Below are 22,687 nucleotides of genomic sequence, written 5' to 3' on the forward strand. Positions count from 1 at the left end.
TCGCATCTGTTATTTTTAAGTAGCAACGGTAATCCTATTCTACGGTTACTGACTTCGCAAGATTACGCGGCTTGTCGACATCGGTGCCCTTCTGCACGGCCACATGATATGACAATAGCTGCAAAGCCACTGTATAAACAATGGGTTTGATCACTTCCGGACAATGAGGCATTGGCAGCACTTTGACTCGATCTTCGTTATCAAAACCCGCCGCGCGATCAGCAAATACAAACAGCTCTCCGCCGCGCGAACGCACTTCCTCCAGATTGGATTTCAGTTTTTCCAGTAACTCGTCATTTGGCGCCACCGCCACTACCGGCATGTCGTTGTCTACGAGCGCCAGGGGGCCATGCTTTAGCTCACCCGCCGGATACGCCTCAGCATGGATATAGGAAATTTCTTTCAGCTTCAGCGCGCCCTCCATGGCGATCGGATACTGTATTCCTCGCCCCAAAAACAGCGCGTGACGCTTGGGGATAAACGCCTCTGACAATTCCTGTATAGCGGAGTTCAGCGCCAGTGTTTCCTGCACATAGCGGGACACGTTACGCAATGCCGCAATAATTTCCTGCTGCCGCTTCTCATCCATGCCACGACGTCTGCCTAGCACCAGCGTAAGCATAAGCAGTGCTGCTAGCTGCGTGGTAAACGCCTTGGTGGAGGCTACACCGATCTCAGCGCCTGCCCGGGTGAGAAACACCAGATCACACTCCCGCACCAGTGAACTGTTGTCGACGTTAGACACTACGAGGCTGCCCACAAACTCTCCTGCACTCGCATTGCGCAAGGCGGCCAGTGTGTCCGCGGTCTCCCCCGACTGGGAGATGGCAACCAGCAGAGTGCCCTCGTGCTGAACGCGTTTGCGGTAACGAAATTCAGATGCAACCTCTACCTCGCAACTAATACCTGCTAATTCTTCCAGCCAGTACCGCGCCACCATGCCTGCATGAAAGCTGGTACCACAGGCAACAATTTGTACTGTTTTTACCCGATCAAAGAGCGCAGTAGCACCCATGCCAAAACCATCTTCTACCTGACTTACATCCAGTGCGCCGGCCAGAGTAGCGTCCAACGCGTCAGGCTGTTCAAAGATCTCCTTTATCATATAGTGATCGAAATCACCCATATCGGGGACGTCCATCGCCTCTGTAATGCAGGTCGTCTCGCGCTCCACCGATTGGCCTGCAGCGTCAAACACCCTCACGGAAGCTGATGTTATCTCTACCAGGTCGTCCTCTTCGAGGTAGATAAACCGGTCTGTCACCTGGCGCAAAGCCATCTGGTCTGACGCGAGAAAGTTTTCTCCGATACCCACGCCGACCACCAACGGGCTGCCGCTGCGCGCACCGATCACAGTATCCGGGTGCTGTGAGTCCACGGCTGCCAGCGCATAGGCGCCCTCCAACCGTGCGACGGTTTGTTGCATGGCATGCAGTAGATTATTTCCCTCTGCCAGATAGCGATGCAGGAGGTGCACTACCACTTCAGTATCAGTGACCGAAGCCATCTGATATCCGGCCTCGACCAGCTCGTTTCTCAGCGCCGCGTGATTCTCGATAATCCCGTTGTGAACAACCGCGACTCTCTGTTCTGATATATGCGGATGCGCATTGACGCCTGACGGCTCGCCGTGGGTTGCCCACCGAGTGTGCGCGATACCTGTCGGGCCGTGATGAGGGTCTTTTGCCTGAGCGGCTTCCAGCGCTTGCACTTTGCCTTTCCGCTTGTGCGACGTCAGCTGACCATCATCGCTTATGAGTGCCATCCCGGCAGAATCGTAGCCGCGATACTCCAGCCGTCGCAATCCCTCTAACAATATTTCAGACACTTCACGCCGCGCTGCGGCTGCAACGATGCCACACATAAATCAGTCCCTGTTTTCTTTTTTTGAGGGCCGTTTCCAACCCTGGATGTTGCGCTGCCGCGCACGGCTGACCGCGAGCTCTTCGCTACCCACCTTGCTGGTGATGGTAGAACCCGCTCCGACAAAGCCCTGTTTTTCTATCGTAAGCGGCGCCACCAGAGTGCTGTTGGAGCCCACGAACACCCCATCGCCCATTTCTGTCCGATGTTTGTTCACGCCATCGTAATTGCAGGTAATCGTTCCCGCGCCTACGTTAACGTCGGAACCCATATCGCAGTCGCCTATATAACTCAGGTGATTGATTTTGCTTCCCTGCCCGATACGCGCTTTCTTGGTTTCGACAAAGTTGCCTATTTTTGCGCCTTCCTGCAGTGCTGTTCCCGGTCGCAATCTCGCGAAAGGACCGACGCTGCAGTCACTGCCAATGTCGACTTCCTGTAGATGGCTCATCGGGTGAATGACACTGCCCCGTCCGATACGGGCGTCGCGTAACACACAATTTGCACCTATTTGTACGTTGTCCTCCAAGTGGACGCAGCCCTCGAAGACCGCGTTAACATCGATGCTGACATCATCGCCGCAGGTGAGCTCACCGCGAATGTCCACACGGTTTGCATCGGCAATACTGACGCCATCGCGCATCAGCTCATGTGCTTGGCGACGCTGATACTCCCGTTCCACCTGATTGAGCTGTACCCGATCATTAACACCAAGTATTTCAATTTCAGATGCCGCCTCGCACGTCGACACTGTCTTCCCGGCCTCAACCGCCAGTGACAGGATATCGGGCAGGTAGTACTCAGCCTGTTGGTTGCTGTTGCTAACCCTGGGCAGGTATTCCGCAAGGTCGGCATAGGGCGCCGCCAGCAGGCCCGTATTGACCTCGTCAATCTCGCGCTGCTTCGCACTGGCGTCCTTGTCTTCCACAACACCGACCAGAACATTATCTTCATTACGCAGGATTCGACCGTACCCGGATGGATTGCCCAATCGCGCCGTCAGCAGCGCCGGGGCCTCCTGCGCCAAAATCGACAGACGCTGCAGGGTTGAAAGCTCCGCCAGAGGCACATCGCCGTAAAGCACCAGCACGACACTCTGGGGAGAGACATGCGGCAGCGCCTGCGCCACCGCGTGGCCGGTGCCCAGTTGCTCGGACTGCTCCACCCAGTTGATGTCAAATTCTGACATCGCTGACCGCACCGCCTCCGTGCCATGGCCGACTACCACGTGTATCGCAGCGGGGGCCAGCTGCTCCGCGGTATCAACGACATGCGCAAGCAGAGGTTTGCCGCCCAGCGGATGCAATACCTTTGGCAGCGTGGACTTCATGCGGGAACCCTGCCCCGCTGCGAGGATTACAACTTCCAGATTCATCGAATACTTCCCGTCTACCGGATGCCCACTATTTTTTGTATTTTTTGACAATATCGCTTGATTAAGTTCATATTAGGCAATGGCTAGCTTTAATCAACGCAATTTGTCACAAATATTATGACAACGCGCAAAACACAAGCGCTTGGCTCTCTCGGGCTCGACACGCGGCAGATCAAGGTCTACCAGTCCTTGCACAAGCTGGGGCCCGCCTCTATCCGCGACGTTGCCGCGGAGGCGGGCATCAATCGTGGCAGCACCTACGAAACATTGAAGCAGCTAGTCACCATGGGGCTCGTCAACTACCTGCCCAAAGGCAAGCGGCGGGTATTCCAGGCGGAAGATCCGGAGCAGCTGTTAAGCCTTGGGGAAAGCAAGCAGCAGGCGCTCGCACAGGCAATGGAGGAGTTGCGCAAAGACATTATCCCCGCGCTGAAACAAGCGCGTCCAGAATTCAGCCCGGGCAACGTGCGTTTCTATGAAGGCGATGACGGCGTGGAATTAGTGCTCAGGGATATCCTGAAAAGTACCGCGAAGCAGGGCAATAATGCGTATTCCGTTATTTCGACAAAGACCCTGCGGCAACACTTGTACCGGCCCTTTCCTAATTTCACTCGACAGCGCGTCCAACAGGGCATCGGGGTTCGCGTAATCGCCGTAGGTGAAGGGGGTGATGATGCCGAGCTAGCCGAGCGTAAATGGCTGCCCGCCGGTGCGGGAACAGATGCCTCCTACATCGCCATTTACCCACCCAAGGTCGCCATGATCACTCTGGCCGACCAAGATTATCCGGTGATCGTGATTATCGATTCTGCCGCCATCGCGTCTACGCAACAGCTGTTGTTCGACACGCTGTGGCGCTTTCTATAACGCGAGAGGCCGAATTGAGACGGCGCTGCGCTCCCCCTTTGCCATTCTTTCGCGTTGCAAAGAAGTAAAACAGCCTCGCTTGGGCAAAACACTACGGTGTCAGCTATCCGAGTGGAACTTATCGGAGAAGTCGTCGAACTGGCCGCCGTACATGGCAGGGCTGGATACCTGCTCTGGCGTAAGGTAGATCATGGCGCGCTCAGCATCCGGTGAATCCATACCGTCTGGCGGATCGATGCCGCCCGAGACCTTACGAAAATGGGCGGTGAAGAGTGCACGGTCCGGGTCGTCTTCCAGCCGCACACTGCCGCGGACTTCCACATAGTGCATAGGGTCCTGAGCGGAGACGACACACAAGGTCGCCTGGGGTCTGTCGACCAGGTTGCGGTATTTCATGCGCCCCTTCAGTGTACTGATCTCGAACTCGCTACCATTCCACAGAAAGCTGATCGGGTTGGTGGAGATTCTCTGATCCTTATGCCGTAATGTACTTAAGCACCCGATCACTGTGGTCGCAAGAACCGCTTCGTGCTCGGGTTTAATCTGGCCTTTAAGGGTATTCACCATCCGTTATTTCCCACGAATACTTCGGTTAGACGAAGATACTATGCGAAAAGCGTTCCCGGCAAGAGGGTGCCCCGGTCCGCGAGGGTTGTGCACGAAATTAACTCGCTGAGCCCGAGCGATAGTAGGCGCTGGTATAGGTACAACCGTTCCAGTGATACCTTTTGCGCTGAGCCGGCTTATAGTAGTGGTAAAGCGGCCGGACGCCCTTTGCGCAATAGTGACTGACCAGGCTCCGCCGGGTACCGTTATCATCGTTAATTGGCGCGCCGCCATGCGCGAGGGCCGGGTGCCAAAACAGCACATCGCCCTTTTTCGGGAAAAAGGACGACAGTCGCTGCGACCTATCGCGCGCTTCTTCATGCATCCACGCCAACCAGTTATGCAATTGTGCCTCTCCGTCCCGGTCTGGATCATAATGCTTGAAGTAGCGGCTGAACAGGAAGTCTGGCCAATGGTGGCTCTCAGGGAAGTACACGAGCTCACCCGTACCCGGTTGAATATCCTCTAGCGCGATCCAAACGCCGATAAATTTCATGGGGGCATTCATCCGAACAAACGCGGTATCCTGATGCACGGCCTGTTCAGAGCCGGTTTCAAAGCTCAAGCTCTGAGTTAATACCGGCTCGCTTTCCAAAAACAATGAGAGGTGTTCAGTGATTGACGGGTGAAATAGCAGATACCGTGCGGATTCAGAATAAAAGTAATCATCTACAATCCTGCTGCTGGCATTGCCAGAGAAAACCTCTGCGCTAAAAGGCGCCGGCGACTGCAGCGTGCTCGAAGTGACGCACAGAGGGGAGGGCGAGCGGACCTTAAGGCTCTCAAGCTCGTCGAGATAATCGTCGATAAGCCTGTGATCAACTGCATTATCTAATTTTAAAAAGCCCTGTTCCCGCCAACTGTTAAGGCTGTCGACCCTGTCCGCAGTCACCTCACCACGGTTAAGCCTGCGACGGAGTTGCTCTTCATAATCGACTCTGTCAGTCCAGAGTCCACCAAAACGGGAGGAATAGCGCGACCGGTGCAGGCGCTGTTTACAGTAATCAACGTTGAAAGTCGCAAGACCGAATGCTGTGCGGTAGAGCAGGGGGTTGGCATCAAAAAGGCGTTTTAGCGCCGCGACCGTGGGCAATATCACCTGCTCGAGTCTTCGCTGGAAAACACCGGTGCTGGGCTAACCGCGACCAGCCCGGTTTTTTAGTTTGCGCAGCGTGGCGAGCTGGGCCGCTGCTTCCGCCAGCTGAGCGGAAGCGCGTCCATAGTCGAAGTCACCTGTCTGGTTAGCCAGCGCATGCTCAGCCTCCTTGCGCGCCTCTTCGGCAGAGGCTTCATCCACATCGTCTGCTCGCAGAGCTGTATCCGCAAGAATAGAGACCACGCCAGGCTGAACCTCGAGGAACCCGCCAGACACGTAAAACACCTGCTCGTCGCCACTCTGAGTGATGATACGAACGGGGCCGGGTACAAGGGACGTCAGCAACGGCGCATGGCCGTAGCTGACACCCAGTTCACCCATCTCGCCGGTCGCCACGAGCACCTCTACCAGACCGGAGAAAATTTCTTCCTCCGCGCTGACGATATCGCAGTGAATTGTCATTGCCATTTTGTGGCTCCGCTAACTAACTAGCTTACAGGTTCTTCGCTTTTTCGACCGCTTCTTCGATGCCGCCAACCATATAGAAGGCCTGCTCGGGCAAGTGATCGTACTCGCCGGCAAGAATACCCTTAAAACCAGAAATCGTATCTTTCAATGACACATATTTGCCCGGCGAACCGGTGAATACTTCTGCCACGTGAAAAGGCTGGGACAGGAACCGTTCGATCTTCCGAGCACGATCCACCGTCTGTTTGTCATCCTCGGATAATTCGTCCATGCCGAGAATAGCAATGATGTCCTTGAGCTCTTTGTAGCGCTGCAATACGGATTGCACGCCACGTGCCGTATCGTAGTGATCATTGCCGATCAGCAAAGGATCAAGCTGCCGCGAGGTAGAATCCAACGGATCCACCGCGGGGTAGATGCCCTTGGCCGCAATATCACGAGACAGCACAACCGTTGCATCAAGGTGTGCGAAGGTTGTTGCCGGTGACGGGTCGGTCAAATCATCCGCAGGCACATACACCGCCTGAATCGAAGTGATAGACCCTAACTTGGTAGAGGTAATTCGCTCCTGCAATACACCCATTTCTTCTGCCAGCGTCGGCTGATAGCCAACCGCAGAAGGCATACGACCCAGCAGTGCCGATACTTCAGTTCCCGCTAATGTATAACGGTAAATATTATCGATGAACAGCAGGACGTCGCGACCGTCGTCGCGGAATTTCTCCGCCATGGTCAGGCCGGTAAGGGCGACACGAAGACGGTTGCCTGGCGGCTCGTTCATCTGGCCGTATACCATCGCTACTTTGGAATTAGAAAAGTTCTCAACGTCCACGACCTTGGATTCCTGCATCTCGTAGTAGAAATCGTTACCTTCGCGGGTGCGCTCACCTACGCCCGCGAATACTGAAAGGCCCGAGTGCTCGGTTGCAATGTTGTTAATTAATTCCATCATGTTCACGGTTTTGCCCACACCAGCGCCACCGAAGAGGCCAATCTTGCCGCCCTTGGCGAAAGGACACACAAGGTCGATTACCTTGATGCCGGTTTCCAGCAGTTCTTCTGCTGCCGCCAACTCCTCATAGCTGGGTGCTTCGCGGTGAATAGGCGCGCGCTCTTTTTCGCCGATAGGACCGCATTCATCGATTGGGTTGCCCAAAACATCCATGATGCGGCCCAGTGTTTCAATGCCCACAGGCACAGCGATAGGGGCACCCGTGTTTTCCACCGCAAGACCGCGGCTAAGGCCCTCAGAAGACCCCAGAGCAATAGACCGAACAACACCGTCACCCAGCTGCTGCTGAACTTCCAGAGTTGTGTCTTTTTCGGTGATCTTCAGTGCATCGTATACCTGCGGGACGCTATCACGGGGAAACTCCACATCGATGACCGCGCCGATGATTTGTACGACTCGTCCGCTACTCATGTCCGGATCCTCTGTTTCTTAACTCTGTTATGGGCTCAGGGTTCAACCTGTTCCCGCATATTGTGTTTATCACGGACAAACATCTGCCCCAACTGCCTTGTCAACTAATCGCCGCGGCGCCACTCACAATCTCCGACAACTCTTGCGTGATAGCTGACTGTCTCGCCTTGTTGTACACCAGCTGCAAATCATCGATCAGCTCGCCCGCGTTCTCTGTAGCATTCTTCATTGCCAGCATTCGGGCCGCCTGTTCACACGCGCCGTTCTCAACCACAGACTGGTAAACCTGAGACTCGATATAACGCGTCAACAGGCCTTCCAATAATTCTTTCGCGTCGGGCTCGTAGATGTAGTCCCAATGGTGCTTCATTTCATCTGACTGTTGCGCCTCCAGAGGAAGCAGCTGTTCCACATTGGGGTTTTGAGTCATGGTATTGACGAACTCGTTACTTACCAGGAATAGCCTGTCTATGCCGCCTTCTTCGTAGGCATCAAGCATTGTCTTGACGCCACCAATCAGGTCTCCGACGCTGGGCTCTTCTCCCAGGTCACGAACAGCCGCTGTGACGTTTCCGCCATAGCTGCCAAAAAACGCAGCACCCTTGGCCCCAACCAGGCACAAATCGATCTCAATATTCTTGTCATCCCACCCCTTCATCGCCCTAACCGTCGCCTTAAACAGGTTGATGTTAAGACCACCGCAGAGACCGCGATCCGTAGAGACGACGATAAAGCCAACGCGCCTCACTTCCCGCTCCTGCATGTAGATGTGACGGTACTCGGGAGCAGAGTTCGCCAAATGGCCGATCACAGAGCGCATGCGACGGGCGTAAGGCTTACCTAGTCGCATGCGATCCTGGGCCTTACGCATCTTGCTGGCCGCGACCATTTCCATCGCACTGGTAATCTTTTGAGTACTCTGGATACTCGAGATCTTTGTGCGAATTTCTTTTCCAGCTGCCATCCGTTATCTCCGGGATTACCAGGTCTGGGTCGACTTGAACGTTTCGATAGCAGACTTGAAGGTCGCTTCGATCTCATCATTGTAGTCGCCACTCTCGACAACACTGTTCATCAGGTCGCCGTGTTCCGCGTGCATGTATGACAGCAGGGCCGCCTCAAAATCACCTATCTTATTGACTTCGACATCACTCAGATGGCCTTCGTTTGCCGCGTAAAGTACCAAGCCCATCTCCGCGATGGACTGGGGCGAGTACTGCTTTTGCTTCATTAATTCCGTTACACGCTCACCGTGATCCAGCTGCGCCTTTGTGGCATCGTCCAGATCAGACGCGAACTGTGAAAAGGCGGCCAGTTCACGGTACTGGGCAAGCGCGGTGCGAACACCGCCTGACAGCTTTTTCATAATCTTGGTCTGTGCCGCGCCACCCACACGCGATACAGAAATACCGGCGTCCATCGCCGGACGAACGCCCGCGTTGAACATACCGGACTCAAGAAAGATCTGGCCATCGGTGATAGAAATCACGTTAGTCGGCACAAAGGCGGAAACGTCACCCGCCTGAGTCTCAATAATTGGCAGCGCGGTAAGAGAACCCGTCTTTCCCTTCACCTCGCCGTTAGTAGCTTGCTCCACGTAGTTGGCATTCACTCGTGCCGCGCGCTCCAGCAGGCGCGAGTGGAGATAAAATACATCTCCCGGATAGGCTTCACGCCCCGGCGGACGGCGCAGAAGAAGTGAAATCTGACGATATGCCCATGCCTGCTTGGTGAGGTCATCATAAATAATCAATGCATCTTCACCACGGTCGCGGTAGTACTCTCCCATGGTGCAACCGGCAAACGGCGCCAAATACTGCATCGCAGCCGGGTCAGATGCATTCGCGGCCACGATGATAGTGTGGTCCATCGCGCCGTGCTCTTCGAGCTTGCGCACAACCGCGGCAACAGACGATGCCTTTTGACCAACCGCCACGTAGATACACTTGATGCCTGTGTTTTTCTGGTTAATGATCGCATCGATTGCAATCGCGGTCTTACCAATCTGGCGGTCACCAATAATAAGCTCTCGCTGACCGCGGCCGATGGGCACCATGGCATCAATCGCCTTGAGACCGATCTGGACAGGCTCATCTACCGACTGGCGAGCGATTACGCCGGGCGCTACCTTTTCAAGTGCATCGGTAACGGCCGCATTAACCGGCCCCTTGCCGTCGATCGGGGTACCCAGTGCGTCTACCACGCGACCCTGGAGCTCAGGCCCCACAGGCACTTCGAGGATCCGGCTGGTGCATCGACAGCTTTGGCCTTCTGCTATCCCCTTATAGTCGCCAAGGATGACCGCACCGACAGAGTCCCGCTCCAGGTTGAGTGCCATACCATAGACACCACCCTCAAATTCAATCATCTCGCCGTACATCACCTCGGCCAGACCGTGGATTCTGATAATGCCGTCTGTCACGGAGACCACGGTGCCCTCGTTGCGAGCTTCACTGCTAACATCGAGCTGGTCGATGCGCGACTTGATGATCTCGCTAATTTCAGATGGATTCAGTTGCTGCATGCTCTGTTCCTCAATCCTGTTTCCTGTTCCGTTAGGAATTCATTGCTTCGGCCAGCTTATTCAGCCTGCCGCGCACGGAGCCGTCGATAACTGTATCGCCGGCCCTGATTAATACCCCGCCCAGCAAATCACTGTCCGTGGATGAACTCACTTTTACCTGGCGTGCCAGTTTCTGACCCAGCGCGCTGGCTAATTGTGTGACCGTTTCCTCCGGCAGTTCAAATGCTGAAATCACTTCAACATCTACCGACTTTTCCTGATTCGCCTTATACAACTCGAACTGCTTATGTATCTCTGGCACCAGGGTCAGCCGTTTATTGGCCGCAAGGATACTGATAAAGTTTTTTAACTCGGCACCAATATTTTCGCCGCAGACATCGCTCAACGTGCTCGCTTGCTGCTCGTTGGTCAGTTCTGGGTTAACTAAAACCTGCGCCATGCTTTCGTGCTCGACAACTGCTGACAACGTGGTCAACTGTGCAGCCCATTCAGCAAGAACAGACTTCTCGAGGGCGTACTCGAAAGCGGCCTTGGCATAGGGGCGAGCCAGTGTGCTTAGTTCAGCCATAATGACCTCGAATTAAAGCTCGGAAGCCAGTTTGTCGACCAGCTCCTTGTGAGCATTCTCGTCGATTGCTGCGCCCAGCACTTTCTCTGCGCCCGCCAGAGACAATGCAGCGACCTGGCCACGCAGGTGCTCTTTTGCGCGGTTGGCCTCCTGCTCAATCTCTGCCTGTGCCGCAGCTTTAACACGGTCCGCTTCGGTCACCGCTGCCTCTTTGGCCTCATCGACCAATTGCCCAGCGCGCTTGTTGGCGGAATCAATGATTCCTGCAGCCTCTTCCTTGGCTTCCTTCAGGCGCTCTACGGCTTTTTCCTGGGCCAACTCAAGATCATGGCTGGCGCGGTCTGCCGCCGCCAGGCCGTCAGCGATCTTTGCTTCCCGCTCTGCCATGGCAGCCAGAATCGGTGGCCACACATACTTCATGCAAAACACAACGAAGCCGATAAAGGCGAGCATCTGCCCAATTAAAGTAAGATTTAAGTTCACGCCTTATTCCTCACAGATTTCTTAGGACTGCGACAACTGGCAGCCCTGGTTCCGCCAGTTGTCGGCTTAGCCACCGACAACGAAGATCAGGTACATCGCTATACCAACACCAATAATGGGTATCGCATCGACCAGGCCGGCACCAAGAAAAAAGGTAACCTGAAGCTTGGGAGCCAGTTCAGGCTGTCGTGCAGACCCTTCAATGAGCTTTCCTCCCAGCAGGCCCACCCCGATAGCGGCACCAAGACCGCCAAGACCCATCATGATAGCGGCAGCTACGTAAATTAATTCAGGCATGTTTCTCTCCTAGTTTGTATAGACAGTAAAAATGAATTAGTGGTCTTCATGCGCCATGCTGAGATACACGATCGTCAGCACCATAAAAATAAAGGCCTGCAGGGTGATTACCAGAATATGGAAAATCGCCCAGCCAACCTGCAACAGTCCCGCGGGGAGCATCCAGGCAACACCGGCACCGAACAACGCTGCAATCAAGATGAAAATCATCTCACCTGCATACATGTTTCCGAATAGTCGCAGTCCGAGAGAGAAGGGCTTGGCGAGCAGGCCAACCACTTCCATAAACAGATTCACGGGAATAAAAACGGGGTGGTTGAAGGGGTTAAGTGTCAGCTCCTTCACAAAGCCGAACCCTTTCACCTTTATCGAATAATAAAGCATGAGGAAAAACACACCAACCGCCATGCCCATCGTGATATTCGGATCAGTCGACGGTACGATCTTATGGTAGTCAGCAACCCCCAGCAACATGAGCACATGAGGAATAAGATCAACAGGAATCAGATCCATCAGGTTCATCAAAAAAACCCAGACAAATATCGTCAGAGCGAGGGGGGCAACCAGCTTGTTCTGACCGTGAAAGGTATCCTTGACCGTGTTATCAACAAACTCGACCACCATCTCTGCCGCGTTAACGAGACCGCTGGGCACACCCGACTCCGCCTTTTTGGCAACAGAGCGAAACAGCCAGCAAAAAACAATGCCAAGGCCGATAGACCAGATCATGGAATCGACGTGTATCGCATTGAAGCCCATTGCAGACGCTTCTATTCCGCCATGGGCTGTTGTCCAAAGACCACCTTCAGCAACAACGCTACCGTCGTAACGCTCGAATCCCTCGGGGAGTTTGCCGTAGGTAAGGTTTGTCAGGTGGTGGACGATGTATTCGGAAACTGTTTGCGCTTCGCCTTCGGCTGCCATCTAGTCAAACTCTATGCGGTTTCATCAAATCGCCGTCTGTTGTCTTAACAACATCCAGCTTCCAGTAACTTGCACTGCCAGCATTCCGAGATATCCCCCGAACACTGCCGCTCCGTCGATCGGTCTCACCATTGCAAACACTAAGGCAAAACCGGCAACACTGAGCAAAAACTTTCCTATCTCTCCAGCGTATCCCGATCTGGCAACCGCGGCAGCGGTCTTGGCACCTCGCCACCTGAACGCGAGCAACCCAAAATACGCTTGGGGAATGACGGCAATCAAGCCGCCGCCCAATACCGAGTATGCGACTACCTTGTTGACTCCGATCAGTAACAAACACACCGGAACCAGCAACACCAACTGAGCGAGCGTAATCCGGTGCACCGCAGGACGCGCTATTTCAGCACCACCCATCTGCGCCTCGCACTCCACCTGACAGCGCTAACTGACAGGTCTCTTCCTCGACTCGGGCGCGCATTATAGGGCGATTGCTGAGACGGTTCAACAGCATTGTGAGCGCCGCTGGGGTCGTCGGTGAGCGCGACCACAGGTTGTGCGGAAACGTCTTCTTGCCGGCTGTTTTTCTGGTGGGCGCGTGGCGGGCTTTCACCTACCGTATATGGTGATTTTTTGAACTGCCTACACCACATACTGTGGTTTTTCGAAAAACCACAGCGCCTGTCTGAGGGGCGCGAGCGCGGGCGCCCTGCAGGCCAGGTGTTTGGTACGGGTAATCAATGGCCTCGCACTGATCCAGCCGATGCGGCTATACCATTGCCGCCAGCGCCACACTACTTGATATGCCCGAGAATCCCGTCGAGTTCATCGAGGCTACTGTAGGAGATAACCACCTTTCCGCGCCCCTTGCTGCCATGGCTGATGGCAACAGGCGCCCCCAGGCGTTGGGAAATATCATCCTGCAAATGCCGTATGTTGGGGTCGAGTTTTTTCGGGGCTGACGGGTTCTTCTGGCTCTCCACCAGCTGACGCACCAGTGCCTCGGTTTGTCTTACAGTCAGACCCTTACCCACCACCGTGCGCGCTGCGCTTGTTTGGTCGGGGCCTTCCAGCCCCAGCAAAGCGCGGGCGTGGCCCATCTCCAGGTCGCCGCGCTCCAGCATGCGGCGCACCTCTTCCTGCAGGCTCATCAAGCGCAGCAGGTTCGCCACCGTCGATCGGGATTTACCGACCGCAGTAGCAACCTCTTGTTGTGTCAGTTCAAACTCCAACTGCAACCGCTGCAGAGAGGCGGCCTCCTCGATCGGATTGAGGTCTTCACGCTGAATGTTCTCAATGAGCGCCATCGCAATGGCTTGCTGATCAGACACATCCCGGATGACTGATGGCACTGCCTGCAAGCCCGCCAATTGGGCAGCCCGCCAGCGGCGCTCTCCCGCAATAATTTCATACCGCTTATCGGAAATAGGCCGCACTACAATCGGCTGCATCACACCCTGAACCTTGATGCTGTCTGCCAGTTCCTGCAGTGAGTCCTGGTCCATATCCCTGCGTGGCTGGTATTCGCCTCGCTGAACCAGATCAACCGGCAGTAATCTCAGGGCATGGTCCCCGTTGCTCGAGTCACCACTCCCGGCGGCCGGCTCCGCCGCATTATCACTCTCAGTGCGCCCGGGCTGGCCCGCGCCGAGTAGCGCATCGAGCCCCTTTCCCAGGCCCCGCTTTCTCGCTGACATGAAGATTCTCCGTTAGTTCAGTTCACCGGGGCGCCATCCGCCCCCTGCTCACCCTGCTGCTCTCGACGCCTGATCATTTCCCCGGCCAACGCCATATAAGCCTTGGCGCCACGCGAGTATCTGTCGTAATGCATTACAGGCAAACCATGGCTTGGCGCCTCAGCCAATCGTATATTGCGGGGCACCACTGTGCGATAGACCTTGTCGCCAAAGTGCTCCCGCAACTGCGCGGAAACATCCTTCGTCAGGCTGTTGCGGGGGTCGTACATGGTTCGCAAGATACCCTCGACCTGCAGAACAGTGTTGGCGTTTTGTGCTACACCCTCGATCGTACTCAACAGAGCGGCCAGCCCCTCCAGTGCAAAGTACTCACACTGCATGGCAATGATGACCCCGTCTGACGCCACCAGGCCATTGATGGTCAACATGTTGAGCGATGGCGGACAGTCGACCAGCACGTAATCATATTGATCCGCCGCCTCTGTGAGAGCGGCCCGCAAGCGGCGCTCCTTGTTGTCGACCTTGAGAAGTTCAACTTCCGCTGCGGTGAGGTCCCCATTTGCGGGCAGCACGTCGTAACCGCTGCTGCCGGCCGGCCGCACTACCTGCGCGACGGGCGCCCGGTGCACCAACACGTCGTAGATGCTGCTCGTTAGGCTGTTTTTGTCGATGCCACTGCCTGTCGTGGCATTACCCTGTGGATCGAGATCTACCAGCAGCACCCGTTGCTTCATCGCAGCGAGCGATGCAGCAAGGTTAATACAGGTTGTAGTTTTACCCACTCCCCCTTTTTGGTTAGCGATCGCGATGACCCTGCTCAATGGTATTGCCCCTGGAAAATAGTGAGGGGTTGATTCAACCCGGTTGTAACCTTATCTCCACCAAGTGTCGCTGCTCATTCAGGTCCGGCACATTCAAGGCGTGTACCACGGCGTCAATACGCTCTGAAGCACAGGCTTGCAGCTCCAGACCTGGAGACGCACCCTTCATTGCCAGAAGGCGCCCCCCGGGCGCAACGAGGTGGCGGCAACCTCGAACCATTTCCTGCAGCGACGCAAATGCACGGGATATAACCGAGACAAATGGGCTGCCCGGCTGGAATGATTCTACTCGCGCCTGGTGAACCACTATATTATCCAAGGACAGGGCAGTTTTCACCTGAAAAAGAAACCGCGTCTTCTTACCGTTGCTGTCAAGGAGGTGCACAGGCTGCTCCGGGCGCATTATTGCCAAAGGTATACCCGGCAGGCCTGCACCCGTGCCAACATCGATACAGGGCCCGGAGTGAAGATAGGGCAGTACGGACAAGCTGTCCAGCAGGTGGCGGGTAACCATCTGCCCCTCATCACGCACGGCAGTCAGATTGAAGGTGTTATTCCACCGGGCAAGCAGCGCTTGGTAGGCTTGCAGCTGTTCCAGTTGGTCATGCTCTGGGTTGATGCCCATCTTTTCGCAGCCGCGGGTCAGACGTATAAGATTATGCTGTTCCAACTCAGGCCAGCTTCCGGTCTTCGCCTGATTTATCGTTTTGCAGCGCTCCGCGTTTTTTCAAATGTATCAGCAGCAGCGCGACCGCCGCCGGGGTTATGCCGGGCAATCGCCCCGCCCGCGCAAGGGTGTCGGGTCTGGCATCTGACAACTTCTGTTTCACTTCATTCGAGAGGCCGTCCACCTTGTCGTAATTCAAGTCCGCCGGCAAGGGCGTATTCTCATTGCGACGCAGACGATCTATATCCTCCTGCTGACGATCGATATAGCCGGCGTACTTGGCCTGGATCTCCACCTGCTCAGCCGCCTGTAAGTCCAGACTGGGGTCGCCTGTCAGGCCCGCCACATCGTGGTAACTAAGCTCTGGGCGCTTGAGGAGCTCGGCCAGCGAGTATTCTCTGCTCAAGGGTTTTTTAATTCTGGCTGCAAGTGCTGCGGCCTGCGGTGTATTGGGGTGAACAAAGCTATTTCGCATACGGGCGCTTTCCCGCTCGATTTCATCACGCTTTGCAGCAAAGCGCGCCCAGCGCGCATCGTCAACCAGACCAAGGCTCCGGCCCTGTTCGGTGAGCCGCAGATCAGCGTTGTCCTCGCGCAGCGTAAGACGATATTCCGCGCGGGACGTAAACATCCGATAGGGCTCAAGCGTGCCACGGGTAATAAGATCGTCTACCAGCACTCCGATATACGCCTCGTCGCGGCGTGGACACCACGGCGCATCACCCCGCAGTGCCAGCGCGGCATTGATGCCCGCCAGCAAACCCTGCGCTGCCGCCTCCTCGTAACCCGTGGTGCCATTGATCTGCCCTGCGAAGTACAAACCCGGCATGGCCCGGGTCTCCAGCGCAGCGGTCAGGTCACGTGGGTCGAAAAAATCGTATTCAATCGCGTATCCGGGACGGGTAATGTGGGCATTCTCAAATCCGCGGATGGATCGAACCATCGCCTGCTGGACATCGAAGGGCAAGCTGGTGGAAATGCCATTTGGGTAAAGCTCGGGAGTGCTTAACCCCTCGGGCTCGATAAAGACCTGATGCGACTCCTTGTCTGCAAATCGATGGATCTTGTCCTCGATGCTGGGGCAATAGCGAGGCCCTACCCCTTCTATGACGCCCGAATACAGCGGCGAGCGATCGAGTCCTTCGCGGATAATCTCATGCGTCTCTATGTTGGTATGTGTTACCCAGCAACAGCGCTGCTCCGGGTGCATCGATACATCGCCCATGTATGACATCACTGGCGAGGGACTGTCGCCCCACTGCTCTTCAAGCCCGGAAAACGCTACGCTCCGCGCATCGATGCGCGGAGGTGTACCGGTTTTTAATCGCTCAACCCTGAAAGGGAGTTCCCTCAAACGCTGGGCAAGTGCGATGGATGGGGGGTCTCCCGCCCGGCCGCCGCCGCTGTTCTCCAAGCCAATGTGTATTTTTCCACCCAGGAAGGTGCCCGTGGTGAGCACCACGCGTGGCGCCCTGAAAACGACGCCCATCTGGGTAATTGCGCCGGCTACCGCCCCGTTTTCGATCAACAGGTCGTCCACTGGCTGCTGGAAGATCGATAGACCTGGCTGTGTCTCCAGGATTTCCCGTATCGCGTTTTTGTACAATATACGGTCAGCCTGCACCCGTGTAGCGCGCACCGCGGGGCCCTTACGGCTGTTCAATATCCGAAACTGGATTCCCGCGCGATCCGTGGCCAAAGCCATAGCGCCACCCAGGGCATCCACTTCCTTCACCAGCTGGCTCTTGCCGATGCCGCCTATGGCGGGATTACAGGACATCTGGCCCAGGGTATCGATACTGTGCGTCAGCAGCAGGGTGCGGCAACCCATGCGCGCCGCCGCCAGGCACGCCTCTGCTCCGGCGTGGCCGCCGCCAATGACGATCACATCAAATTTTTCCTGATACTCCACGGTATACGCCTCTAACCTGGGCCTGTCACATTCTGTCGGGGGCGGCGATTATACGTCCCTCGGCACACTTGATCAAAAATCAATCGATGTCGGTCTTGACGCCTGTGGGTGCCGGCTCAAGGTGTTGTTCCAGCCAGACGACCATATCGGCAAGAACCCGATCTTTTTCAGGCTCGTTGAATATCTCGTGGTACAGACCCGGATACAGCACGAGCGTCTTGTCATCGGAGCTCACCCGTTCATGGAGGAGCTGCGATCCCTTCGGCGCTACCATAGCATCTTCACTGCCATGCATTATGAGCAACGGAATATGTATCTTCCCGGCGCTCGCGCGCAGGGACCGCATACTGCCAAAAAACTCATGCAGCAGCCGGGCACTCAGAGCACCATGGTAAACAAGCGGGTCCTCGACGTATTTCGTCACTTCATCCGGGTCCCGGCTTACACCCCCCGCATCAAGCCGGGTCAGACCCAAGCGCGGAATCACTCTGGACAGCAACCGGACGAGCCACATCTCAATAGCACCGGGCTGCTGGGACGTAATGACCGCGGCGCCGGAGAGCATAGCTCCACTAAAGCGATCCTGCGTCGCACGCAGGTAGCAACAGCTGATCAGGCCGCCCATACTGTGCCCCAGGAGGAAGACGGGTACCTGGGGGAATCGCTCCACCATCACCTCGTGAAACAAAGCCAAATCATCCTCGTAGTCTGTAAAAGCCTCTACGTAACCCGGTCTACCTCCGGAATACCCGTGGCCATTGAGATCGAGAGCCCCGACCACATAATCACGCGCCACGAAGTAGCTGGCGAGGTACTGGTAGCGGGCGCTGTGCTCTCCCAGACCATGCACAACAAGTATCATTGCGCGGGGCGACGTCTCTGGCGCCCAGCTTTGGTAATAAATCGACCGCCCGCCAGCCCCGGCGAATCTGTCTTCATTATGGTTCATCTCATCTCCTTGGCGCCCCGGCGGGTCGCCAGCTTCACCGCAAAATTCAGCCCCGTCGGCTCGCGACTCGCCTGCCGTGCGGTGGTATTCCTGCTGCTCTAACCCGGTAACCCAAACTAGCCATTATTTCTTTCACTTGTCACTGTTATCACAAGTTAGGTAGCATGCTGAACAGTTCGGTTCAAAAAACAACCAATAAACGCCCGGAGCAAGCCTATGTCTCAGTATTTTGCACTCCCGCCCATTCTCGGTTTAGCGGGACTGGTCATTGCATTTATCATTTACCACATCATGACTCGTCACGATGCCGGTGACGGCACCATCAAGAAAATTGGTGATCAGATTCACCTCGGTGCCATGGTCTTCATGAAACGAGAATATAAAATGCTGGCCATGTTCGCCGCCGTATTGCTCATCGGTCTTTACATCGCCCTCGGTGCCAATACCGCTATCGCTTTCCTGGCCGGGGCCCTGTCGTCCGCTACAGCAGGCTATCTTGGCATGTTCGCCGCTACCAAAGCCAACGTGCGCACCGCGGTGGCCGCGCAGAACCACGGGCAAGGCATGGCGTTGACCGTGTCCTTCTATGGGGGCTCTGTCATGGGCTTGTGTGTTGCTTCCCTCGGTCTTATTGGTCTAGGCAGCATCTATTGGCTGTTCGGTGGTGACCCAGAGACGGCTCATGCTATCCACGGTTTCGGCATGGGTGGCTCTGTTGTCGCACTGTTCTCTCGTGTCGGTGGCGGTATCTTTACAAAAAGCGCGGATGTAGGCGCCGATCTGGTCGGCAAGATCGAAGCGGGCATCCCGGAAGACGATCCCCGAAACCCGGGCGTTATCGCGGATAACGTGGGAGACAATGTGGGCGATATCGCCGGCATGGGTTCGGATATCTTCGAATCCTATGTCGGCTCCATGATTGCCTGCATCGCTATTGCATCAACAATGGCCATCAGCTCAGAGGAAATGGGCGCTATGATGTTCTTGCCGCTGAGCCTGGCCAGCATCGGTCTGCTCGCTTCACTGGTCGGTATCTGGGTAGTGCGCGTGCGCTCGAGCGCCGCGCCTGAAGCCGCTCTGCGCACAGGCACCATGCTGGCACCTGTGGTATTCGTTATCATCGCCTGGTTCCTTATCAGCGCGATGGGTCTGGACGCCCACATTTGGTGGTCTGTGTTATGTGGCGCCGTCGGCGGTGTCCTGATCGGGTTGATTACCGAGTACTACACCGGCGGAGGCCCTGTCCAGAAAATCGCTAAATCCGGCGAGACCGGTGCCGCAACCGTGATGATCACAGGTTTGGCTGTCGGTATGCAGTCGGTGGTACTGCCAGTCCTGTTTCTCGCGACGATTATCTATATTTCTACTGAGCTGTCCGGCCTCTACGGCGTCGGCATCGCCGCGGTCGGTATGTTAGCCACCGTTGGCATAACCATGGCAATCGATGCCTACGGTCCCGTCGCTGACAACGCCGGCGGTATCGCCGAAATGGCAGGCATGGGCGAAGATATCCGCAAAATCACCGATGGTCTGGATGAGGTGGGCAACACGACCGCGGCTATCGGAAAAGGGTTTGCTATCGGCGCTGCGGCGTTGGCAGCGCTGGCGATTATTGCAGCCTTCGTCGAGACAATCCAAGCTAACAACCCAGACTTCTCTCTGGAACTATCAGAACCGGTTGTGCTGGTGGGAATGTTCATCGGTGGAACCATTCCGTTTCTGATAGCCGCTATTACCATGACAGCAGTGGGAGAAGCGGCATTCGATATGATCAATGAGATCCGACGGCAGTTTCGGGAGATCCCCGGACTGCTGGAAGGCAAGGCCGAGCCTGACACCGCCAAGTGCGTTGACATCGCTACCACAGCGGCCCTGCGTCGCATGATCCTGCCTGGCGCTATCGCTGTTGCTGCTCCGATTATTGTCGGCTTTGGCCTCGGCGCAGCATCCCTCGGCGGCATGCTCGGTGGTGCGCTTCTAGGCTGCGTCCTGATGGCGCTCATGATGGCCAACGCGGGCGGTGCATGGGATAACGCCAAGAAGTTCGTTGAGAAAGGGAACCTCGGTGGTAAGGGCTCCGATACCCATGCGGCCGTTGTTGTGGGCGACACCGTAGGTGATCCGTTCAAGGACACCTCTGGCCCCGCAATGAACATCCTTATCAACGTGATGGCAATTGTCAGTCTGGTTATCGCGCCGTTATTGTAAGGCCTCTCTGGCGGCTCCGGCGCGCCGGGGCCTATTCATACCAAGGTGCCATTTCCCCACCCGGGAATGGCACTTTTCATTTCTTTAGTACATATTAAATGCTCGACCATGGTCTGAGGCTTGCGTGAATTCTCTCACCTTCGAAGAAAAGCTCCGCTTCATCACAAAGATGGGGGATTTTATTCCCCATACGAGCGGTCTAGGTATGGAGCTGCACTCGATAGAGGGAAGTGAACTGACACTGCGACTGCCCTATCAGCAGCAGTTGGTTGGCGACGCCGAGACCGGTGTACTGCACAGTGGCGCCCTGACTGTATTACTCGATCAAACCCTGGGCCTTTCAGCGGTATGCAGCAACGACATCGCCCCCTCTGTGACGCCAACACTGGACCTGCGTATCGACCACTTTGGCATAGCACCGCCCGGGTCAGATATTTTTGCCACCGGCAAGGTGTTGCGGGCTACACGCAAGATACTATTTGTTGATGGCTACGCGTGGTGTGAGTCACCGGATAAACCGATTGCAAGAGCAACCGGTACGTGGGTCAGGGTGATGGATATTGATCTGGAATGGATAAAGTCTATTGGGCGAGACAGTGCATGAGCCTGGCTGAGCTTATTGGCAGAGATCCAGACGCGACCACCCTTAAACGCTGGCTGGAAAAAATTCCTTATGCTGTTTACCTCGGAGTAGAGGCAGAGTTACACGACAATAGCATTTTATTTCGGCTACCTCCTGACGATAAGTTGATCGGTAACGCTTCGCTGCCCGCCATTCATGGAGGTGTGGTAGGAGCGTTCATGGAGTTGGCTGGCGCTATTCATCTGGTTGCACACATGGAGAAACCCGTGCTGCCGAAAGTAATCAACTTTTCACTGGACTATCTGCGCGCATCCCGTCTACAGGACACCTGGGCACGTTGCGAGGTCATACGTCAGGGGCGACAAATAGCCAATGTCACAGTGACTGCCTGGCAAGAAAGCGCGACAAACCCGAACGCCACTGCGAGGGCACATTTCTTGATCGCAGAGCCCGAAATTACAAAGGAGAAGACTCATGTCCCGCTGGAAACGTAAAGAAATAGAAGATGCATTTGATAAATACCAATCAGCCGCGTTGAAAGGTGCGCAAACCAAAGACTGGACAGATTGGGCTAATTGCTTTACCCCGGATGCGACTTATTTCGAGCATCATTTCGGCCGTTTCTGGGGACGGGAAAATATCCTCAACTGGATCACGAAAACCATGAACGAATGGCCGGCTAGTAGTATGACCGCATTCCCCATCACCTGGTATTCGATCGATGTCGACAAGGGTTGGGTTATTTGCGAGGTAATGAATCGAATGGAGGATCTGGGCGATGGAAAGATTTATGAAGAACCCAATATCACTATTCTACATTACGCCGGGAAGGGACTCTTTCGTTATGAGGAGGACGCCTATAACCCTCACAACATGGGCGTCACAATAGGGGCGTGGTTGGAGGTCAAAAAATTAACGGACAGCAATAATAAAAAGTGAGTCTTATAAAATAAATAAATAGGTAATGTATATATTGATATATATATAGGATTATTATTACTACTATTATTAGGGCGCCAACCCTTTGTGGAAAACAAGACTTTTCCTATTAAATTCAGCGCGTTGCTGCCCTGATAACCGCTCGGATAAACCCTGTAACTGATGCGTGTAAGCGGTGGTAAAGCCGTGCGTTCAGTGGTGATAGTTTTTAGCTTCCTCCTTAATCATTTATACCCTGTCGATAAAACATTCGGTTATCCCGACTTCGTCCCCAATTACTCTATGTTTTACTCACAAGTAAATTGTATTACACAATGAGTAGACTCTAACGGTGGAAAAACCAATAGCACCTTGTTATTAATCGGGTGACGCTTTAAACCCTGTGTACAACTGTGAAATAAGCTATTTGACAAGCAGTGG

23 protein-coding genes are annotated in these 22,687 nt (G+C 55.2%); 5 read left to right on the plus strand and 18 right to left on the minus strand.

Annotated features, from left to right (window positions below; translation table 11 throughout):
• Window positions 1–34: 34 nt before the first annotated feature.
• Window positions 35–1,864, minus strand: a complete 1,830-nt coding sequence (gene glmS, locus EYC82_RS12685; protein ID WP_279249905.1) for a glutamine--fructose-6-phosphate transaminase (isomerizing) — start codon at window positions 1,862–1,864, stop codon at window positions 35–37.
• A 3-nt stretch (window positions 1,865–1,867) separates the two neighbouring features.
• Window positions 1,868–3,238: a bifunctional UDP-N-acetylglucosamine diphosphorylase/glucosamine-1-phosphate N-acetyltransferase GlmU gene (gene glmU / locus EYC82_RS12690; RefSeq protein WP_279249906.1), complete on the minus strand. Its 1,371-nt coding sequence runs from the start codon at window positions 3,236–3,238 to the stop codon at window positions 1,868–1,870.
• Between the two features lie 117 nt (window positions 3,239–3,355).
• On the opposite strand from glmU, the gene EYC82_RS12695 reads away from it, so the two are divergent.
• Window positions 3,356–4,105, plus strand: coding sequence for a TrmB family transcriptional regulator (locus tag EYC82_RS12695; RefSeq protein WP_279249907.1), 750 nt, complete (start codon window positions 3,356–3,358; stop codon window positions 4,103–4,105).
• Window positions 4,106–4,204: 99 nt separating this feature from the next.
• On the opposite strand, the gene EYC82_RS12700 is transcribed toward EYC82_RS12695, so the two are convergent.
• The 16 genes from EYC82_RS12700 to EYC82_RS12775 form a co-directional block, all read right to left on the minus strand.
• Window positions 4,205–4,672 carry a pyridoxamine 5'-phosphate oxidase family protein gene (locus EYC82_RS12700; protein ID WP_279249908.1) on the minus strand — a complete coding sequence of 156 codons (468 nt, stop codon included), beginning with the start codon at window positions 4,670–4,672 and terminating at the stop codon, window positions 4,205–4,207.
• 97 nt (window positions 4,673–4,769) lie between these two features.
• Window positions 4,770–5,810 (minus strand): phytanoyl-CoA dioxygenase family protein, encoded by a 1,041-nt coding sequence (locus tag EYC82_RS12705; RefSeq protein ID WP_279249909.1) that lies wholly within the window; start codon window positions 5,808–5,810, stop codon window positions 4,770–4,772.
• A gap of 36 nt (window positions 5,811–5,846) precedes the next feature.
• A complete protein-coding gene (locus EYC82_RS12710) occupies window positions 5,847–6,275 on the minus strand; it encodes a F0F1 ATP synthase subunit epsilon (RefSeq protein ID WP_279249910.1) in 429 nt (142 codons plus the stop codon).
• 25 nt (window positions 6,276–6,300) lie between these two features.
• A complete protein-coding gene (gene atpD / locus EYC82_RS12715) occupies window positions 6,301–7,698 on the minus strand; it encodes a F0F1 ATP synthase subunit beta (protein WP_279249911.1) in 1,398 nt (465 codons plus the stop codon).
• 100 nt (window positions 7,699–7,798) lie between these two features.
• Complete coding sequence (atpG, locus tag EYC82_RS12720; RefSeq protein WP_279249912.1) at window positions 7,799–8,662, minus strand: F0F1 ATP synthase subunit gamma; 864 nt, start codon at window positions 8,660–8,662, stop codon at window positions 7,799–7,801.
• Window positions 8,663–8,677: 15 nt separating this feature from the next.
• On the minus strand, window positions 8,678–10,222 hold the full coding sequence (gene atpA / locus EYC82_RS12725; RefSeq protein WP_279249913.1) for a F0F1 ATP synthase subunit alpha: 1,545 nt from the start codon (window positions 10,220–10,222) through the stop codon (window positions 8,678–8,680).
• A 31-nt stretch (window positions 10,223–10,253) separates the two neighbouring features.
• The gene (locus EYC82_RS12730; RefSeq protein ID WP_279249914.1) at window positions 10,254–10,790 is read right to left on the minus strand and encodes a F0F1 ATP synthase subunit delta; all 537 of its coding nucleotides are present in this window, start codon (window positions 10,788–10,790) and stop codon (window positions 10,254–10,256) included.
• Between the two features lie 12 nt (window positions 10,791–10,802).
• Window positions 10,803–11,273: a F0F1 ATP synthase subunit B gene (locus EYC82_RS12735; protein ID WP_279249915.1), complete on the minus strand. Its 471-nt coding sequence runs from the start codon at window positions 11,271–11,273 to the stop codon at window positions 10,803–10,805.
• Between the two features lie 66 nt (window positions 11,274–11,339).
• On the minus strand, window positions 11,340–11,570 hold the full coding sequence (gene atpE / locus EYC82_RS12740) for a F0F1 ATP synthase subunit C (protein ID WP_279249916.1): 231 nt from the start codon (window positions 11,568–11,570) through the stop codon (window positions 11,340–11,342).
• A 36-nt stretch (window positions 11,571–11,606) separates the two neighbouring features.
• A complete protein-coding gene (gene atpB / locus EYC82_RS12745; RefSeq protein WP_279249917.1) occupies window positions 11,607–12,494 on the minus strand; it encodes a F0F1 ATP synthase subunit A in 888 nt (295 codons plus the stop codon).
• Window positions 12,495–12,518: 24 nt separating this feature from the next.
• Complete coding sequence (locus EYC82_RS12750; RefSeq protein WP_279249918.1) at window positions 12,519–12,908, minus strand: ATP synthase subunit I; 390 nt, start codon at window positions 12,906–12,908, stop codon at window positions 12,519–12,521.
• 377 nt (window positions 12,909–13,285) lie between these two features.
• Window positions 13,286–14,188, minus strand: coding sequence for a ParB/RepB/Spo0J family partition protein (locus EYC82_RS12755; RefSeq protein ID WP_279249919.1), 903 nt, complete (start codon window positions 14,186–14,188; stop codon window positions 13,286–13,288).
• Between the two features lie 17 nt (window positions 14,189–14,205).
• On the minus strand, window positions 14,206–15,009 hold the full coding sequence (locus tag EYC82_RS12760; RefSeq protein WP_279249920.1) for a ParA family protein: 804 nt from the start codon (window positions 15,007–15,009) through the stop codon (window positions 14,206–14,208).
• A 34-nt stretch (window positions 15,010–15,043) separates the two neighbouring features.
• Window positions 15,044–15,679 (minus strand): 16S rRNA (guanine(527)-N(7))-methyltransferase RsmG, encoded by a 636-nt coding sequence (gene rsmG / locus EYC82_RS12765; protein ID WP_279249921.1) that lies wholly within the window; start codon window positions 15,677–15,679, stop codon window positions 15,044–15,046.
• Window position 15,680: 1 nt separating this feature from the next.
• Complete coding sequence (gene mnmG / locus EYC82_RS12770) at window positions 15,681–17,588, minus strand: tRNA uridine-5-carboxymethylaminomethyl(34) synthesis enzyme MnmG (RefSeq protein WP_279249922.1); 1,908 nt, start codon at window positions 17,586–17,588, stop codon at window positions 15,681–15,683.
• 79 nt (window positions 17,589–17,667) lie between these two features.
• A complete protein-coding gene (locus tag EYC82_RS12775) occupies window positions 17,668–18,537 on the minus strand; it encodes an alpha/beta hydrolase (RefSeq protein WP_279249923.1) in 870 nt (289 codons plus the stop codon).
• Between the two features lie 216 nt (window positions 18,538–18,753).
• On the opposite strand from EYC82_RS12775, the gene EYC82_RS12780 reads away from it, so the two are divergent.
• The 4 genes from EYC82_RS12780 (at window position 18,754) to EYC82_RS12795 (ending at window position 22,267) form a co-directional block, all read left to right on the plus strand.
• On the plus strand, window positions 18,754–20,745 hold the full coding sequence (locus EYC82_RS12780; RefSeq protein ID WP_279249924.1) for a sodium-translocating pyrophosphatase: 1,992 nt from the start codon (window positions 18,754–18,756) through the stop codon (window positions 20,743–20,745).
• 124 nt (window positions 20,746–20,869) lie between these two features.
• Window positions 20,870–21,349 carry a PaaI family thioesterase gene (locus tag EYC82_RS12785; RefSeq protein ID WP_279249925.1) on the plus strand — a complete coding sequence of 160 codons (480 nt, stop codon included), beginning with the start codon at window positions 20,870–20,872 and terminating at the stop codon, window positions 21,347–21,349.
• Window positions 21,346–21,822 (plus strand): PaaI family thioesterase, encoded by a 477-nt coding sequence (locus EYC82_RS12790; RefSeq protein ID WP_279249926.1) that lies wholly within the window; start codon window positions 21,346–21,348, stop codon window positions 21,820–21,822. The genes EYC82_RS12785 and EYC82_RS12790 overlap by 4 nt, the downstream gene beginning before the upstream one ends.
• The gene (locus tag EYC82_RS12795; RefSeq protein ID WP_279249927.1) at window positions 21,803–22,267 is read left to right on the plus strand and encodes a nuclear transport factor 2 family protein; all 465 of its coding nucleotides are present in this window, start codon (window positions 21,803–21,805) and stop codon (window positions 22,265–22,267) included. Before EYC82_RS12790 ends, EYC82_RS12795 begins: the two co-directional genes overlap by 20 nt.
• Window positions 22,268–22,687: the final 420 nt, after the last annotated feature.

The organism is Candidatus Marimicrobium litorale (assembly GCF_026262645.1).
Taxonomy (GTDB): domain Bacteria; phylum Pseudomonadota; class Gammaproteobacteria; order Pseudomonadales; family Halieaceae; genus Marimicrobium; species Marimicrobium litorale.

Coding starts and splice junctions, on each gene's coding strand:
- glmS (WP_279249905.1), bottom strand. CDS start 1,864: ATGTGTGGCATCGTTGCAGCCGCAGCGCGGCGTGAAGTGTCTGAAATA.
- atpA (WP_279249913.1), bottom strand. CDS start 10,222: ATGCAGCAACTGAATCCATCTGAAATTAGCGAGATCATCAAGTCGCGC.
- EYC82_RS12755 (WP_279249919.1), bottom strand. CDS start 14,188: ATGTCAGCGAGAAAGCGGGGCCTGGGAAAGGGGCTCGATGCGCTACTC.
- atpG (WP_279249912.1), bottom strand. CDS start 8,662: ATGGCAGCTGGAAAAGAAATTCGCACAAAGATCTCGAGTATCCAGAGT.
- atpD (WP_279249911.1), bottom strand. CDS start 7,698: ATGAGTAGCGGACGAGTCGTACAAATCATCGGCGCGGTCATCGATGTG.
- EYC82_RS12730 (WP_279249914.1), bottom strand. CDS start 10,790: ATGGCTGAACTAAGCACACTGGCTCGCCCCTATGCCAAGGCCGCTTTC.
- atpE (WP_279249916.1), bottom strand. CDS start 11,570: ATGCCTGAATTAATTTACGTAGCTGCCGCTATCATGATGGGTCTTGGC.
- EYC82_RS12780 (WP_279249924.1), top strand. CDS start 18,754: ATGTCTCAGTATTTTGCACTCCCGCCCATTCTCGGTTTAGCGGGACTG.
- EYC82_RS12795 (WP_279249927.1), top strand. CDS start 21,803: ATGTCCCGCTGGAAACGTAAAGAAATAGAAGATGCATTTGATAAATAC.
- EYC82_RS12790 (WP_279249926.1), top strand. CDS start 21,346: ATGAGCCTGGCTGAGCTTATTGGCAGAGATCCAGACGCGACCACCCTT.
- EYC82_RS12750 (WP_279249918.1), bottom strand. CDS start 12,908: ATGGGTGGTGCTGAAATAGCGCGTCCTGCGGTGCACCGGATTACGCTC.
- EYC82_RS12775 (WP_279249923.1), bottom strand. CDS start 18,537: ATGAACCATAATGAAGACAGATTCGCCGGGGCTGGCGGGCGGTCGATT.
- atpB (WP_279249917.1), bottom strand. CDS start 12,494: ATGGCAGCCGAAGGCGAAGCGCAAACAGTTTCCGAATACATCGTCCAC.
- EYC82_RS12700 (WP_279249908.1), bottom strand. CDS start 4,672: ATGGTGAATACCCTTAAAGGCCAGATTAAACCCGAGCACGAAGCGGTT.
- EYC82_RS12695 (WP_279249907.1), top strand. CDS start 3,356: ATGACAACGCGCAAAACACAAGCGCTTGGCTCTCTCGGGCTCGACACG.
- glmU (WP_279249906.1), bottom strand. CDS start 3,238: ATGAATCTGGAAGTTGTAATCCTCGCAGCGGGGCAGGGTTCCCGCATG.
- EYC82_RS12710 (WP_279249910.1), bottom strand. CDS start 6,275: ATGGCAATGACAATTCACTGCGATATCGTCAGCGCGGAGGAAGAAATT.